This window comes from Mycolicibacterium tokaiense (assembly GCF_010725885.1).
Taxonomy (GTDB): Bacteria; Actinomycetota; Actinomycetes; order Mycobacteriales; family Mycobacteriaceae; genus Mycobacterium; species Mycobacterium tokaiense.
This window is the reverse complement of sequence record NZ_AP022600.1, coordinates 2,172,702-2,187,982: the sequence shown is the minus strand read 5'-3', so window position 1 is coordinate 2,187,982 and position 15,281 is coordinate 2,172,702. Positions and strand designations below refer to the sequence as shown.

Below are 15,281 nucleotides of genomic sequence, written 5' to 3'. Positions count from 1 at the left end.
CGTCATCCCAGCATCGATACGCCACCGTCAACGGGTAGGCCCGCACCGGTGATGAACGAGGAATCGGAGGAGAGTAGGAATTCGGCTGCTATGGCCTGTTCTTCGGCCTCGGCGAGACGCCCCAGGGGAATACCGGGCCGGAACTGTTCGAGTGATCCCTGTAGCTTCTCGACGAGTAGGTTCGGGCCGTCGGTACGGATAGCCTGTTCGATCATCGGTGTGGACGTCACCCCGGGGCACAGGCAGTTGACGCGAACGCCCTTCGACGAGAGTTCGAGTGCTATCTGCCGGGTCAGGTTGAGTACTGCTGCTTTGCTGGTGGCATAGGCTGATTGATTCATCCGCGCACCGAGAGCGGTCACCGAGGACACGGTCACGATCGAACCCCGGCTCTCGATCAGTGCGGCCGCAGCGGCCCGGATCGCGACGAAGGTACCGGTGACGTTGACGTCGAATATGTTCTGCCAGGTTGCGAGGCTCAGCTGGTCGAAGCTGGCTGCGGTCTGCCGAACTCCTGCCGCAGTGACGAGGCCGCGCAGGCTGCCGAACGATTGCACCGTCGCCGCGACGGCGGCCTGCATGGAGTCCTCGTCGGTGGTGTCCGCTGCGACGCCGATGATCTCGTGGCCCTCTTGGCGCAGATCGGCCGCCACCCGGGTGACCGCATCCGGTGCAAGGTCGACGATGGCCACTCGTGCGCCCGACGATGCGAACCGGCGTGCCATCGCCGCGCCCATGCCTCCTGTGCCGCCCGTGATGAGAATCGGATCACCGGCGAACCTCTTCGCTTCTGGCATTACGCGCTGCGCCTCCTGTGCCTGGTTGGTGCCTTCGATTTCAGTGGTCATGGTGAGCATTCGTGGCTGTGTCGGTCTGCCCCTGCTCGGGCAGATCTGTCCGAGAGGAGAGCTGAATGACTCCAGTGGCCGTCGTGGTGGTACGGCCCTCGACGTTTTCGGTCCACAGCTCCAGCCCCACCCGGTCGAGCTCGTCGTCGACGCTCGTCACGCGTCCTCGACAGACAATGGGCGCTCCGACGAGGTCGGTTCCGGTGTATCTGGCTTTGAAGGAGCGGAACCACGCCTCCTCGCCTGCCCAGGCTTGCCCGAGTTCGGCCAGGAAGGCGGCTTTGAGCAGGCCGTGGACGATGACGCCGGGAAAGCCGCGACGCCGTGCGTATTCCACGTCGTAGTGGATACCCGAGAAGTCCTGGGCGGCGGCCGCATAACGCACGAGCTGGGCTGCCGTGGTGGTGTGCACCTTGGCCGGCAGCTCGGCGCCGATGCTGACACCGGTGTGTCGCTCGGTGATCATCTGGCATCCCCTTCTCCGGGTAGACGGAAGCTCAGGACATGTCCGCACCGGCTTGTCGCCACGAGTTCACCTGCTGTGTCGCGCATTTCGTTGATGCGCGTTCGAAACAACAATGTTCCCCGCGATCCGACCTTCTCGTAGACCTCGGTGTAGCGGGTGGTGACCGCGATGACCTCGCCTACGCGGATCGGCCGTTCGTACTCGACTTCGTTGAATGCGTTGCCGCCGCCGGTTTTGGGGTATGGCAGGTCCTGTAGGAAACTGTCGAGATCGAGGTTGCGACGTTCCACGGGATCCAGTGCGGCGAAGTACGTTGCCGGCGCGATGGTCGGAATCTGTGATGGGTCGTGGTCCAGCGACCTCGAGCCGATGGCCTCCAGGAAGTGCTCGACGTCATTGCTCTCGACCCGGTAAACAAATGTTCCCGCGTCCTCACCGAGTTTGACAGCAGCACGCAGCCTTTCGAGGGGAAGCCGGTCTCCGACCGCCGGGTTGACCTCGGCCACGCATTCGCCCTCCACGCTGACGCGACCCTCACTGTCGCGAGTCCACACCGTGCAACGCAGCTCCTCGGTGCCCGTTGGACGTACCGTCACCTCGGTCAACTGTCCTCCGAAATGTAATGGCTGACCCACACTGTCGGGCCGGAGGTAACGGGCCGAGAAGCTTTCGATCTGCGCGTTCGGGCCGAGCCAACCCTGCAGGAGGCCACGCAAGACCGCAGCCTTCCACGGTCCGTGCACCACCGGCCTTTCGAATCCTCGGGCGCGGGCGACATCGGCATCGAAATGGATCGGCGAGAAGTCTCGGACTGCCGCCGCCCACCGCAACAGTTCCTCCGTGGAGGGCGTCACAGTGTGGACGTCGAAGTCCCGGGGAAGCTGCACAGCAGTTTTGCTCATCGTGCATTCCCCACGTGCAGACTGGTTCCGTCGGCCGTGCCGACGGGGACACCCGTCAGATCGGTGAAGCGCGTGCGGTACACCACTCGCACCAGGGTCCGTCCGTTTGAGGTGGTCCTGGAGGCGACCTCGTTGACCGATGACACGGCGTAGAGCAACTCGCCGCCGATCGGCGCAAGATCGCACCACCGACTACCTCCGTCGATCCACGAGCCATCGGCGGTCAACCGAGGGAGGCCGGCTTCCAGTGCGAACACCAGGGGGTCCGGACATACGGTTGCGATGCCGGAGACCGGACTGCAGATGTCCCCCAGCACTCGCCCACCGGCTTGCGCCACGGCGCCGAGTCGATCTGATGACAGCTCTATCCGTCGGACCGGGGCGACCTCACCGGGGCGAACTCCGCCGGTTCCCTCCGACAGAATCGTCCACTCCGCGAACGTGACCGATGACAACTGAGAAATCCTCCATCTCACTGTTTAGGTCTTGGAATCGATTCCAAGACGTAACGCGACGTACTTACACAAACTCGTACAAAATGTGCCGAAAGATGTTGTTCAGAAGTCGTTTCCAACTGTTCTGGCCGCCTCGGCGGAGCGGGCACTGATGGGCGCAGCACCTGGGTTAGTTCAGAAACCGTTTTCAGCAAGTGTCGTAAAGAGACTACGGTCACATGGCCGTTGTGCGCAAGGCCCGGCGCACAAAGAAGAACTCGTGGCTAGGACGCAAAGCTGGCAACCTCCACCGAGTGCTCGGTGGAGGGCCGGATGACCAACCTGGTCGGGAGGAGAACCGTATGGCCACCGAGCCGTTTGTGCTCCATACGTTGGAGAACCAGTGCCGCTGCACGCCGGGCGAGGTCTTCGACGTCACGGGCGATCGCGGTGATACCCGGCGAATGCAAGGCCAGCAGCGGACCGTCGTCACCGCCGGCCAGTGCGATGTCCTGCCCCACCTGTACTCCACGGCTTCTGAGCTGCGCGATGACTCCTGCGGTGGCACCCATGTTCCCGTTACCCATGATGATCGCCGTCGGGGGCCGGGCATCCTCGAGCAGACGCGTGACAGCTCTCGAGCCGAACTCCTCGGACCCACGGCCGGCGATGCACAGTTCGGGCCGCAAGGGAATCCCGTGGCGGGCCAGCACCGCTTCCACTCCTTCGACACGCGACCGGCTCGGATACGCCGTCAGGGAACCGCTGATCATGGCGATGTCGCGGTGCCCGCGGGAGACTAGGTGCTCGGCCAGGAGCATCGCACCCCCACGGTGATCGCTGAGGACGCCACTGAATTCGTGCGGCTCGATCTCGCGGTCGAGCAGCACCACCGGGATGGTCAGTGCGGACAACGCCAGGGGCAGATCAGGATTGGTGTCGTCAGAGAAAGCCGCCAAGAGCGCATCCACACGGCGTTGCTGCAGCAGGCGCACGTTCTCCACGTCGTTCTTGGCCTGGCCGTGGGAGTTCGCGAGCAGAACCCCGTATCCGGCCTGTCGTAGTTCGCTTTCCACAACGTCGATCATCTGCGCGATCACCGGGTTCAGGATGTCGTTCACCACCATCCCAACCGTTTTCGTGTAGCCGCGGCGTAGACCGGCGGCAACGAGATCCGGCTCGTAGCCCACCTCGCGCACCGCCGCGAGCACGCGTTCCCGCAACTCGACTCTGACGTTCGGATGCCCGGACAGCACTCTGGTCACCGATGAAGGGGATACGCCCGCCTTCGTGGCGACCTCTCGAATGGTGGCCACATCAACTCCTTGCCCAGTCGGGCGACGTCAGGTCAGCTTCGCACACAAGGCCAACGCAGGTAAAGACAACACGATAACCACCGCGAGGTAAGACGTATTGTGCCGCGCCACCTCGAATCCACTGATTCCGAACCGGCCGGCCAGAAACACATTGAGGCCGCTGATCGGCCCTACCGCCGCCGAGGTTCCCCAGGCGATCGTCCCGGCGAAGGCAAATAGGGTGGGTTCCTCCAGGACTGTTGACCCCAGCAAACTCGCACTCACCGCGATCGAGATGACCGGGTGGACACCGACCAGGGAAACCGCCGTCATCAGGATCACCGAGATCCACGCCAGCCATACCGTGTAGTGCTCGATCGGCATGGTGACATCCAGGGTGTCGAAGAGGATCCGGAGGCCGACGGAAAGCACACCCGCGCCGGTGAAGAGCACCACCTCACCGTGCATCGGTCTGAGGCCGTCGACGATGTGCCCGCCGACGATGCTCGGCAGCCGGCGGGGCGACACCACGGCGAGGACCGCCAAGGGCACCACGAGGGACACCACGAGGACCACCACCGCCAGCCTGACGGATGGCAGCAAGAGGTGCAGTCCGATGACCAAGGCGGCCATCGCACCCGGCAGCACGAGCACCGACGGCGACATCGGGTAGCCGCGATAATGCGCGAGGTGTCGGCCGAACCGCGGCACCACCATCGCGACACTGCACACGAATGTCGCCGCCGCCAGCAGTCCCCCGCACACCAGCAGCGCACCGGATTGGGCACCCGCGGCATATGTCAGCGCCGCGGCACTGGCTCCCCAAAACGGCGACCAGAACGCCCCCGGCGAGTAGGCCCGGGACAGCAACGAGGCATCTGCCATATCCAGCTTGCCGCCGCGGCGCAGACGATCTCCGACGAGGGCCACCGCGCTGGCATTGATGACCGAGCCCAGTAGTTGGACAATCGCGGCGGTGCGCCAGACGGCCCCGACACCGGTCAGCCGGCTTGCCGCTTCGGGGCCGTTCCGCGTGATCAACCTGACGAAGGTGACTGCGGCGAGCATGCCGAGCAGCGTCTGGTTCAACGCGAGCAGATCTGTCCACGCCGGACGCGCACCCAGGACACCGGCCGCGGCCAGGGCGGCGCCCCCGCACCCGATGAGTGCCCACCCGAGGAGGCGCTGCATCGGGCGGACCTTGAGCAACCCCACCGCAGCAGCGGCCAACGTCATCGCGCCGGCGACAGAGTCCAGCACCGGCGCCACCAGCGACGCCGGCACCGCAATCAGATTGGCTGCCAACAGAGTGCCGAAAGCCACATCCACCGGACGGCGCGGCCCGCCGGACCCGGGGGGCGGCGCCGAGGGCCTCACCACGCTTGCGGCGCTGGAATGCCCGGCCCGTACGTGTGGGTTCGGTAGATGCCGGTCGCTGGGCCGTCAGACAACTACCGGGAGCTCGATGTCGGCCGCAATCATGGCCCGTCGAATGCTCTCGCGTGCAACGTCTTCCAGCGGCATGATCGGGGAACGGACGTTCGCCGATCGCAGGATGCCGCGGTCCACCAGGCCGAGCTTCATTGCGGGCGTGGACTCGATGTGCGAGGCCCGGTGGTAGACCGCCTTGGTGATGGGCAGGATCTTGTCGTGTACGGCCTTGGCGCCGGTGTAGTCATGCGCTTTCGCCAGTGTCAGCTCCTCGACGAGCAACTCCGGGATCAAGGCCCCGAATCCCACCAGCGCACCGTCGGACTCCCACATCGTGTGTAGCAGGAATTCGTCCTGGCAGGTGAGGATCTGCAGTTCCGGGAAGTTCGCCCGGATGACCGGCACCTCGACATCCCACCTGATCATGTCGCGCCCACCGTCTTTGAGCGCGAACACACCGTCGAGCGCGCAGAGCTCGAGAAGCAACGGGAGGTTGAACGTGGCCTTGGTGATGTTCGGGAACTGGAACGCGATCATGGGCAGGCTCGAGGCCGACCACACCGCTTTGAAACGATCCTGCACCGACCCGTCCTGGAAACCGAAGCGGTTCGCCGAAGGAGGCGGGAAGATCAGTGCGGAATCGGCTCCGGCAGCCGCTGCCCGCTCGGCTTCTCCGGCGGCCAGCCTTGTGCCGTCACCGATGATGCCGGCGACGACGTGCAGGTCGGGGAACTCCGACTTGACGGTCCGCACGATGAGGGCCCGCTCGTCAGATGTCAGTGCACTTCCCTCCCCCGCGTGCGAGTTGAGCACCACCGCCACCACTCCTGGAATCGATTTCAACCACGACACGTAGGAAACCAAGCTGTCGAGATCGACATCCCCCTGGTCGTCGAAGGGGGTGACGATGGCGGGGGTCAACCCGCGGAGATTGGGTGCTGACATGTCTTCTTTCTCACTTCCACTTTGCCGGACCGACACATTCAACCAGCGATAATTGCTATGTGGCAAGGGGGTTCACCACTATCACGGGGTCACTTCACCCGTGGCGGCGTCCTTCAGCCCGGCCCTCATCACTCTGGTTGCGCGCCCCGCCTTTCCCAGTTCGGTACAAGCACGGCGCTCGACGTTGTAGTCTTTGGAAACGATACGATACGGAGAGGCGGCAGCGCGCGTGTGAACTCGCCACACAGACTCACCGATGGCCAACTGGCATTTCTGCAGAGCACCGACAGCCCGACCATCGCCAACGCGATCGAGCAATTCCGCGTCCGGCCCCGCCACGAGGGGTATCTCGCCGGGCCCATCCGAGCGGCGTTCCCCGACCTCGGCGTCATGGTCGGTCGTGCACTGACCGTCACGATGCGCAGTCCTGTAGACCGGCCGGCCGACGGCAACGGCTTCTGGAAACTGTGGGAGGCACTCGAATCTGCTGAAGGCCCAGTCGTCGTCGTCATCGCCGATGAGAGCGGCAGCCCAGATCGCGTCGCCTATGCCGGCGAGATCATGGTCCGAATGGCACGACGGCTCGGTGCGGTAGGCATGATCACCGACGGCGGGCTGCGTGATCTCGACGAGGTCCGCGCACTGGGTTTTCACTTTTTCATGCCATACCCGGTGGTCTCGCACGCCAACTTCGAGATCGCATCTGTGGGCGTCCCTGTCGTCGTCGGTGGTCAGCCCATCCAGACCGGCGACCTTCTGCATGGAGACTGCAACGGTGTCGTGGTGATCCCGTGGCAGATCCTGCCCCAACTGTCTGATGCCGTCGACACCATCCGCAGTCGGGAATCCTCGGACATCGAGTACATCGAGAGTGAGGAATTCACCCTCGAGGGCTACAAGGCCGCTCGAAACTACGGCGCCTGATCGTGACAACTTCGCGGAGACGCTCAGATTCGCCGTCGATGCGTTGGGGCATCATCGGCTGCGGCGACGTCACCGAGGTCAAGAGCGGACCGGCCTTCCGGCGGATACCCCGATCAGAACTCGTCGCCGTGATGCGCCGAACCTCGGCACTGGCCGAAGACTACGCCCGGCGTCACGATGTCCCCCGCTGGCACTCCGACGCCGATGACGTTCTCGAAGCCACTGATATCGACGCCGTCTACATCGCGACACACCCCAACACCCACGCCGAGTACACCCTCCGCGCCGCCGCCGCGGGCAAGGCTGTCTACGTCGAGAAGCCTATGGCCACCAACGTCGAGGAATGTCAGGCCATGATCGCCGCATGCACGGCGGTGGGCGTGCCACTGTGGGTCGCGTACTACCGCCGTGAGTTACCCCGCTTCCGACGAGTGCAGCATCTGATCGCTGACGGTGCGATCGGCGACGTGCGCGCCGTCAACAGCGTCCGGTACCAAACTCCGCGTCCTGACGCCTGGCAGAACCGCGCCGAGCTCTCCGGAGGAAGCTGGTTCTTCGACGCTGCGTGTCACACCCTCGACTGGTTGGACCATCAATTCGGTCCGCTACGAGACGTGCGGGGTCACGCCGCTGGGCAGACTCCGAAGGCGGAGCACACCGTCGTGGCGACGTACCGATGTGGCGATGGTGTGATCGGCAGCGGCACTTGGGCATTCGATACAGGTCTGAATCTCGATCGGACCTCGATCGTCGGCACACTCGGCTCCATCTCCCTGTCCATCTCGGCGCCGGAACCGATAGAGCTCGTCCGTGGTGACATCCGCGAATTGATCACCGAGACAGACCCCCGTCACGTCCACGAACCCTTGGTGCAGACAATCGTCGACGAATGGCATGGCTCCGGTGTCTGTGCGAGCACAGGGCACTCTGCGCTGCGAACCGCCATCGTCACTGAGACACTGTTGTTCGAGCTGCGCACATCAGGTGATACAGAGAGCCACCCAGGGGAATCGAACCCCTGACCTATTCATTACGAGTGAATTGCTCTACCGACTGAGCTAGGGTGGCGCGCCCGGCGAACCGGGCGGGATGAGTCTACGGGAGCGCGTGCGGCGCACCAAACCACTACTGGCGGCGCAGCGCCTGTCCCACCGTCGCCACCATCGCGTCGACGGCGAACTTCGGCTTCACGTTCACCGCCAGCGCCTCGCGGCACTCCAGCACGGCCTCGATGCACCGCAGCAATCGATCCGGCGCAGCGTGCGCTGCCATCGCTGACACCTGGTCGCTCATGTCGGGGTGATGCGGCGCCACCCCCTGTACACCGGAGGCCACCAGCAGCGCGTCGCGGAAGTAGGTGGCCAGGTCGATCAGCGCCCGGTCCAGCGCGTCCCGCGAGGCCCGGGTCTGCCGGGACTTCTGCCGCTTCTCCAGATCCTTGATGGCCCCGGCGGCACCCCGCATGGCCCCCGCCGCACCCTTGCCGGTGCCGCCCGCACCCAGCGCGGTGCGCAGTTCCTCGGTCTCGACCTCGTTGCGGCCTTCTGTCAGCGCCTTGGCCTCCGCCTCGGCGGCGGCCACCAGCTCCTCGGCGGCGGCGTAGGTGCGCGTTGGGGTGGCCGCATCACGCGCCATCCCCAGCGCACGTTTGCGCCGGTCCCGGGCATCGGAATCGGTGGCCAGGCGCCGGGCTCGGCCCACGTGACCGCCGCTGACCGAGGCCGCCCAGGCCGCCTGCTCGGCAGGCAGCCCATCGGAATCCATCAACACCTGGGCGATGGCGTCCGTGGTGGGCGTCACCAACGCCACATGCCGACAGCGCGACCGCAGCGTGATCGCGATGTCCTCCGGATCCACCGACGGTGCGCACAGCAGGAACACCGTCGACGGGGGCGGCTCCTCGACCACTTTGAGCAGCGCGTTCGCCGCGCCTTCGGTGAGCCTGTCGGCGTCTTCGACCACCACGATCTGCCAGCGTCCGGTGCTGGGCCGCCGTGAGGCGATCTGCACGATGGAGCGCATCTCGCTGACGCTGATGGACAACCCCTCCGGGATGATCCTGCGCACGTCACCGTGGGTGCCCGCCATGGTGGTGGTGCAGGACCGGCACTGTCCACACCCCGGAACGCCGTCGGAGGTGCACTGCAGCGCCGCGGCGAAACACAGCGCCGCGATGGAGCGCCCCGACCCGGGCGGGCCGGTGATCAGCCAGGCGTGGGTCATGGAGCCTGTTGTGAGTCCACTGTGGGTGGCGCCGCTGCGCGCGGCGGTGGCAGCGGCCACCAGCTCGGCCTCGACGGCGTGCTGGCCCACCAAGCGTGTGAAAACCCCGGACATCGTTGCCAACCCTAACCGCTGGCAGCGACACAGCAGTGCCGACCGATACGGTAACCGGGTGACCACCGAGCCGGCACCGAGAGGACGAATGAGCGCATTCGTCCACTGGGTCGTGCGCACACCGTGGCCGGTGTTCACCCTGGGCATGCTGCAGGCCGACATCATCGGCGCGTTGTTCGTCCTGGGATTCCTGCGTTTCGGGCTTCCTCCAGAGGACCGGGTGCAGCTCCAGGACCTGCCCGCGGCGAACCTGATGATCTTCCTGGCCGTGCTGATGGTGTCGTTCGCCATCGGGGCCTACGTGAGCCTGCGGCTGCTGATGCCGGTGTTCCGCTGGCAGCGCCGCGACGGCCTGCTCGCCGACGACGACCTGGTGTCCACCGAATTGGCGCGCACCCGCGCCCTGCGGATGCCGATCTACCGGACCCTGATCAGCCTGGCCAACTGGTGCATCGGCGGCATCGTCTTCGCGCTGGCCGCCTGGTCCACCGCCAAGCACTCCCTGCCGGTGCTGGGTGTGGCCACCGCCCTGGGCGCCACGGCCACCGCCATCATCGGCTACCTGCAGTCCGAGCGGGTGCTGCGCCCGGTGGCCGTTGCGGCGCTGCGCGGCGGGGTGCCGGAGAATTTCCAGGCCCCCGGGGTGATCCTGCGCCAGGTGCTCACCTGGGTGCTCTCGACCGGCGTGCCGTTGCTGGCGATCATCCTGAGCGTCGGGGCCAGCAAGCTGTCGCTGTTCCGCGCCACCGCCGACAGCACGCTGATCCCGATCCTGCTGATGGCGCTGGCCGCGCTGGTGATCGGACTGGCCGGCACCGTGCTGGTGGCCATGTCCATCGCGGATCCGCTGCGCCAGCTGCGCTGGGCCCTCGGCGAGGTGCAGCGCGGCAACTACAACGCACACATGCAGATCTACGACGCCAGTGAACTCGGCCTGCTGCAGGCCGGCTTCAACGACATGGTGCGCGACCTGGCCGAACGGCAGCGGCTGCGCGACCTGTTCGGCCGCTACGTGGGCGAGGACGTGGCCCGGCGCGCCCTGGAGCGCGGCACCGAGCTCGGCGGCCAGGAGCGCGACGTCGCGGTGCTGTTCGTCGACCTGGTGGGCTCGACCAATCTGGCCGCCACCCGGGCTCCCGGCGAGGTGGTGATCCTGCTGAACGAGTTCTTCCGCGTGGTCGTCGACACCGTGGCTCGCCACGGCGGGTTCGTCAACAAGTTTCAGGGTGACGCTGCACTGTGCATCTTCGGGGCCCCGATCGAGCACCCGGACTCGTCCGGCGCCGCACTGGCTGCCGCCCGCGACATGCACGACGAACTGCTGCCCGTGCTGGGCAACGCCGAGTTCGGCATCGGGGTCTCCGCTGGGCGGGCCATCGCCGGGCACATCGGCGCCAAGGCCCGCTTCGAGTACACCGTGATCGGAGACCCGGTGAACGAGGCGGCCCGGTTGACCGAACTGGCCAAGCTCGAGCCGGGGCACGTGCTGGCCTCGGCCACCGCGGTGAGCAACGCCGTCGACGCCGAGGCACTGGCTTGGGACGTCGGCGAGATCGTGGAACTGCGCGGGCGGATCGCGCCCACCCAGCTGGCCCGGCCGGTGAACCTCGCCGTCTCCGGCGAGATCCCGATCACCTTGCCGCGGCTCTCCTCCCCGGCGGCTCGTCCCTCACAGCCGCATCGTCGCCCGGGCGGCTAGGTGTACTCAGCCGTGACGTTGGTAGCGGGCGTGTTGGCTTGATGTGAGGAGAACCTCCGGGTGAGGTGTGGCTTGTCGAAGGCCCATCACCAACCCGGAGGTTCTCGTGTCTCACCGTAATGCCCGCACCACGCTGCATGGGCGAAGGCTCATCGTCGAGCGCTACCAGCAGGGCTGGAAACAGGCCCATATCGCCGACGCGATGGGGATCTCCCGCAAGTGTGTCCACACCTGGATTAGCCGGTTCGCCGCCGAAGGCGAAGCCGGACTCTACGACCGGTCCTCGCGGCCGCACCACAGCCCTACGCGCACCTCGGCACGGGTAGAACGCCAAGTAGTCGCCGCGCGGCGCAAGCATCGCCGGGGCCAGGACTGGCTAGGCCCTGAGCTGGGAATCCCTGCCCGGACAGTGGCACGGATTCTGCGGCGCCGCGGCGTGCCGTACCTGCGTGATTGCGATCCGATGACCGGTGCGGTGATCAAAGCCTCCCGGGCCAGCACACGACGCTATGAACGCGAACACCCCGGCGAACTGGTGCACGTCGACGTCAAGAAGCTTGGCCGTATCCCCGACGGTGGCGGATGGCGTGCCCACGGGCGCAGCGAAGACGTCCGTGGCCGCGGAATCGGCTATGACTACGTGCACTCCATGATCGATGACCACAGCCGGCTTGCGTACTCAGAGATCCACGCTGACGAGAAAGGCGCGACCTGCGCGGGTTCATCTCTCGGGCCGCGCAATACTTTCAATCCCAGGGCATTCCGCACATTGAACGGGTCATCACAGACAACCATCTGAGCTATCGCCGCTCAGCAGCGGTCGCTGCGGCCATCGACGCACTCAACGCCCGGCATCTATTCATCAAGCCGCACTGCCCCTGGCAAAACGGCAAAGTGGAGCGTTATAACCGCACCCTGCAAACAGAATGGTCTTATCACCGGGTGTTCGCATCAAACGCACACCGAGCCCAAGCCCTTGCACCCTGGGTCGAGTTCTACAACACTCAACGCCGCCACAGCGCACTCGACGGGCTACCACCGATCAGCCGACTGCGACCAACCTGATGGCCGAGTACAGCTAGGCCTTCTTGGCGGCTTTCTTCGCCGGAGCCTTCTTGGCCGCGGTCTTCTTGGCCGGCGCTTTCTTCGCGGCGGCCTTCTTCTTCACCGGGCCGCGGGCGCGACGGTCTGCCAGCAGTTCCGAGGCCCGCTCGTCGGTGATCGACAGCACGTCGTCACCCTTGCGCAGGCTGGCGTTGGTCTCACCGTCGGTGACGTAGGGGCCGAAACGGCCGTCCTTGATCACCATCGGCTTACCGGAGGCCGCATCGTTGCCCAGCTCTCGCAGGGGCGGCGTCGCCGCGGCCTGGCGCCCACGGCGTTTGGGCTCGGCGTAGATCTTCAGCGCCTCGTCGAGGGTGATGGTGAACATCTGGTCCTCGGTCGCCAGCGAGCGGGAGTCGGTGCCGCGCTTGAGGTATGGGCCGTAGCGGCCGTTCTGCGCGGTGATCTCCTCACCATTGGCCGGGTCCACCCCCACCACGCGCGGCAGCGAGAGCAGCTTCAGCGCGTCCTCGAGGGTGACGGTCTCCAGATCCATGGTGCGCAGCAGCGATCCGGTGCGCGGCTTGGGCCCCGTGGGTTTCTTACCCTTCTTGGCGCCGACGCCGTCTTCCGGTTCGTCCGGCGGCGGGGGCAGCACCTCGGTCACGTACGGGCCGTAACGGCCGTCCTTGGCGACGATCTCGTGCCCGCTCTCGGGGTCGATACCCAGCGAACGGCCCTCCTGCGGTGTGCTGAAAAGCTTTTCGGCCAGCTCCAGCGTCAGCTCGTCGGGGGTCAGCTCGTCATTGAGGTTGGCGCGCTGCGGTTTCAGTTCACCCGGGTTGTCGGGGTCGTCGATCATGCGCTCGAGGTACGGCCCGTTGCGACCCACCCTGACATTGACGGCGCGACCTTCGGTGTCGTCGAAGAGCTTGATGGAGTTGACCTCTCGGGCGTCGATCTCCTCGAGGTTGCCACCCACCAGCTTCTTCAGACCGCCGGCGCGGGCGATCGAGCCGTCCACGCCGTGATCGCCGCCGAAGTAAAAATTGGACAGCCAGTTGGTGCGCTGCTCGTTGCCGGAGGCGATGGCGTCCAGTTCGTCTTCCATGGCCGCGGTGAAGTCGTAGTCCACCAGCCGCCCGAAATGATGCTCCAGCAAGCCGATCACGGCAAACGCCACCCACGAGGGCACCAGGGCACTGCCCTTTTTGTGCACGTAGCCGCGGTCCTGGATGGTCTTGATGATCGAGCTGTACGTCGACGGCCGGCCGATGCCCAGCTCTTCGAGCGCCTTGATCAGCGAGGCCTCGGTGTAGCGCGCCGGCGGGTTCGTCGAGTGCCCGTCGGGGGTCAGCTGGTTGGCCTGCACCCGCTGGCCCTGGGTCAGATTGGGCAGCCGGCGTTCGGCGTCGTCGGCCTCACCGCCGGCCTGCTCGTCCAGGCTCTCCACGTAGGCCTTCAGGAAGCCGGCGAAGGTCAGCGTGCGACCACTGGCCGCGAAGGTGACCTGCTGCCCGGTGCTGGCCTCGCCGGAGATCCGCAGGCTCAGCGTGGTCCCGCGGGCATCGGCCATCTGGGAGGCGACGGTGCGCTGCCAGATCAGCTCGTAGAGGCGGAACTCGTCGTTCTCGAGTTCGCGGCGCACCCCATCCGGGGTGGCAAAGGTGTCGCCGGCCGGGCGGATGGCCTCGTGCGCCTCCTGGGCGTTCTTCACCTTGCGGGTGTACTGCCGCGGCGACGGGTGCACATACTGCTCGCCGTAGAGCTGCGCGGCCTGGGTCCTGGCCGCGTTGATGGCCGACTGCGACAGCGTGGTCGAGTCGGTACGCATGTAGGTGATGTAGCCGTTCTCGTAGAGCCGCTGGGCGATGCTCATGGTGCGCTCGGAGGAGAACCGCAGCTTGCGGCCGGCCTCCTGCTGCAGCGTCGAGGTCATGAACGGCGGGTACGGCTTGCGGGTGTAAGGCTTCTCCTCCACCGACGAGACCGCCAGCGTGGCGCCCTGTAGGCCCTGCACCAGGGCACCGGCGCTGCTCTGGGTGAGCACCGTGACCTCGGCAGGCTTGCGCACCGCACCCAGGGAGTCGAAGTCGCGGCCGCTGGCCACCCGCAGACCGTCGACGGTCACCAGCCGGGCGTTGAACACCGGCGGCTGCGCGGACGGATCGGAGACGCTGGCATCCAGCTCGGCGGCGATGTCCCAGTACTCGGCGCTGCGGAACGCCATCCGCTCGCGTTCGCGCTGCACGATGATCCGGGTGGCCACCGACTGCACGCGGCCCGCGGACAGCTTCGGCGCGACCTTCTTCCAGAGCACCGGCGACACTTCGTAGCCGTAGAGCCGGTCCAGGATGCGCCGGGTCTCCTGGGCATCCACCAGGTCGTTGTCCAGGTCGCGCGGCGATTCCGCGGCAGCGCGGATGGCCGGCTCGGTGATCTCGTGGAACACCATCCGTTTGACCGGGATGCGCGGCTTCAGGGTCTCCAGCAGGTGCCAGGCGATGGCCTCGCCTTCGCGGTCACCGTCCGTCGCGAGGTAGAGCTCGTCAACGTCCTTCAGCAGGCCTTTGAGCTCGGTGACCGTGCTCTTCTTCTCGGGAGAGACGATGTAGAGGGGCTCGAAGTCGGCGTCGACGTTGACCCCCAGCCGGGCCCAGGGCTCGGACTTGTACTTGGCGGGGACGTCGGCTGCCGCGCGGGGCAGATCGCGGATGTGCCCACGAGAAGACTCCACGACATAGTTGGAGCCCAGGTACTGGGCGATCTTGCGCGCCTTGGTGGGCGACTCGACTATGACGAGCCGCCGAACCCCACCGCTTCTGCCACCGTTCTCACGGCCATCGCCAGCCACCAGCGCCTACGCTCCACTCCTGCTCTTGTGCACACCCTCAGGCCCCCGAACCCTGCGGGCAACTGCCAATTTTGCATTGCGGACCTCGTGACGCAAACCGGC

12 protein-coding genes, 1 tRNA gene and 1 pseudogene are annotated in these 15,281 nt (G+C 66.1%); 4 read left to right on the top strand and 10 right to left on the bottom strand.

What is annotated here, in order from left to right:
- Positions 1-2: 2 nt before the first annotated feature.
- From G6N58_RS10515 to G6N58_RS10485, 7 genes are all read right to left on the bottom strand, one after another.
- Positions 3-848 carry an SDR family NAD(P)-dependent oxidoreductase gene (locus tag G6N58_RS10515; RefSeq protein WP_163908065.1) on the bottom strand — a complete coding sequence of 282 codons (846 nt, stop codon included), beginning with the start codon at positions 846-848 and terminating at the stop codon, positions 3-5.
- Positions 838-1,314, bottom strand: coding sequence for a MaoC/PaaZ C-terminal domain-containing protein (locus tag G6N58_RS10510; protein WP_115278773.1), 477 nt, complete (start codon positions 1,312-1,314; stop codon positions 838-840). Before G6N58_RS10510 ends, G6N58_RS10515 begins: the two co-directional genes overlap by 11 nt.
- A complete protein-coding gene (locus G6N58_RS10505; RefSeq protein WP_115278774.1) occupies positions 1,311-2,216 on the bottom strand; it encodes an FAS1-like dehydratase domain-containing protein in 906 nt (301 codons plus the stop codon). Before G6N58_RS10505 ends, G6N58_RS10510 begins: the two co-directional genes overlap by 4 nt.
- Positions 2,213-2,554: a hypothetical protein gene (locus G6N58_RS10500; RefSeq protein ID WP_147289337.1), complete on the bottom strand. Its 342-nt coding sequence runs from the start codon at positions 2,552-2,554 to the stop codon at positions 2,213-2,215. The genes G6N58_RS10505 and G6N58_RS10500 overlap by 4 nt, the downstream gene beginning before the upstream one ends.
- A gap of 380 nt (positions 2,555-2,934) precedes the next feature.
- Positions 2,935-3,966, bottom strand: coding sequence for a LacI family DNA-binding transcriptional regulator (locus G6N58_RS10495; protein ID WP_115278776.1), 1,032 nt, complete (start codon positions 3,964-3,966; stop codon positions 2,935-2,937).
- 27 nt (positions 3,967-3,993) lie between these two features.
- Positions 3,994-5,268, bottom strand: a complete 1,275-nt coding sequence (locus G6N58_RS10490; protein ID WP_163908061.1) for a hypothetical protein — start codon at positions 5,266-5,268, stop codon at positions 3,994-3,996.
- 120 nt (positions 5,269-5,388) lie between these two features.
- Entirely contained in the window at positions 5,389-6,321 is a 933-nt protein-coding gene (locus G6N58_RS10485) for a dihydrodipicolinate synthase family protein (RefSeq protein WP_115278778.1), read from the bottom strand.
- A 231-nt stretch (positions 6,322-6,552) separates the two neighbouring features.
- On the opposite strand from G6N58_RS10485, the gene G6N58_RS10480 reads away from it, so the two are divergent.
- Positions 6,553-7,245: an RraA family protein gene (locus tag G6N58_RS10480; protein ID WP_163908059.1), complete on the top strand. Its 693-nt coding sequence runs from the start codon at positions 6,553-6,555 to the stop codon at positions 7,243-7,245.
- Between the two features lie 38 nt (positions 7,246-7,283).
- Positions 7,284-8,267 (top strand): Gfo/Idh/MocA family protein, encoded by a 984-nt coding sequence (locus tag G6N58_RS10475; protein ID WP_115278780.1) that lies wholly within the window; start codon positions 7,284-7,286, stop codon positions 8,265-8,267.
- Here the strand turns inward: G6N58_RS10475 and G6N58_RS10470 are convergent.
- Together G6N58_RS10470 and G6N58_RS10465 are read right to left on the bottom strand one after the other, a co-directional pair.
- Positions 8,241-8,313 (bottom strand) — tRNA-Thr (locus G6N58_RS10470). The two genes, G6N58_RS10475 and G6N58_RS10470, sit on opposite strands and share 27 nt — an antisense overlap.
- 57 nt (positions 8,314-8,370) lie before the next feature.
- Complete coding sequence (locus tag G6N58_RS10465; RefSeq protein ID WP_115278781.1) at positions 8,371-9,582, bottom strand: DNA polymerase III subunit delta'; 1,212 nt, start codon at positions 9,580-9,582, stop codon at positions 8,371-8,373.
- An 88-nt stretch (positions 9,583-9,670) separates the two neighbouring features.
- On the opposite strand from G6N58_RS10465, the gene G6N58_RS10460 reads away from it, so the two are divergent.
- Positions 9,671-11,281, top strand: coding sequence for an adenylate/guanylate cyclase domain-containing protein (locus G6N58_RS10460; protein WP_163908057.1), 1,611 nt, complete (start codon positions 9,671-9,673; stop codon positions 11,279-11,281).
- 106 nt (positions 11,282-11,387) lie between these two features.
- Positions 11,388-12,346: pseudogene (locus G6N58_RS10455) on the top strand (IS481 family transposase).
- Positions 12,347-12,359: 13 nt separating this feature from the next.
- Here G6N58_RS10455 and topA read toward each other — a convergent pair.
- The gene (gene topA / locus G6N58_RS10450) at positions 12,360-15,179 is read right to left on the bottom strand and encodes a type I DNA topoisomerase (RefSeq protein ID WP_115278782.1); all 2,820 of its coding nucleotides are present in this window, start codon (positions 15,177-15,179) and stop codon (positions 12,360-12,362) included.
- Positions 15,180-15,281 lie beyond the last annotated feature (102 nt).

Bases quoted from the DNA above. Each gene is read 5' to 3' on its own strand.
- G6N58_RS10485 (WP_115278778.1), bottom strand. From the start codon at position 6,321: ATGTCAGCACCCAATCTCCGCGGGTTGACCCCCGCCATCGTCACCCCC.
- G6N58_RS10460 (WP_163908057.1), top strand. From the start codon at position 9,671: ATGAGCGCATTCGTCCACTGGGTCGTGCGCACACCGTGGCCGGTGTTC.
- G6N58_RS10510 (WP_115278773.1), bottom strand. From the start codon at position 1,314: ATGATCACCGAGCGACACACCGGTGTCAGCATCGGCGCCGAGCTGCCG.
- G6N58_RS10465 (WP_115278781.1), bottom strand. From the start codon at position 9,582: ATGTCCGGGGTTTTCACACGCTTGGTGGGCCAGCACGCCGTCGAGGCC.
- G6N58_RS10515 (WP_163908065.1), bottom strand. From the start codon at position 848: ATGACCACTGAAATCGAAGGCACCAACCAGGCACAGGAGGCGCAGCGC.
- G6N58_RS10505 (WP_115278774.1), bottom strand. From the start codon at position 2,216: ATGAGCAAAACTGCTGTGCAGCTTCCCCGGGACTTCGACGTCCACACT.
- G6N58_RS10475 (WP_115278780.1), top strand. From the start codon at position 7,284: ATGCGTTGGGGCATCATCGGCTGCGGCGACGTCACCGAGGTCAAGAGC.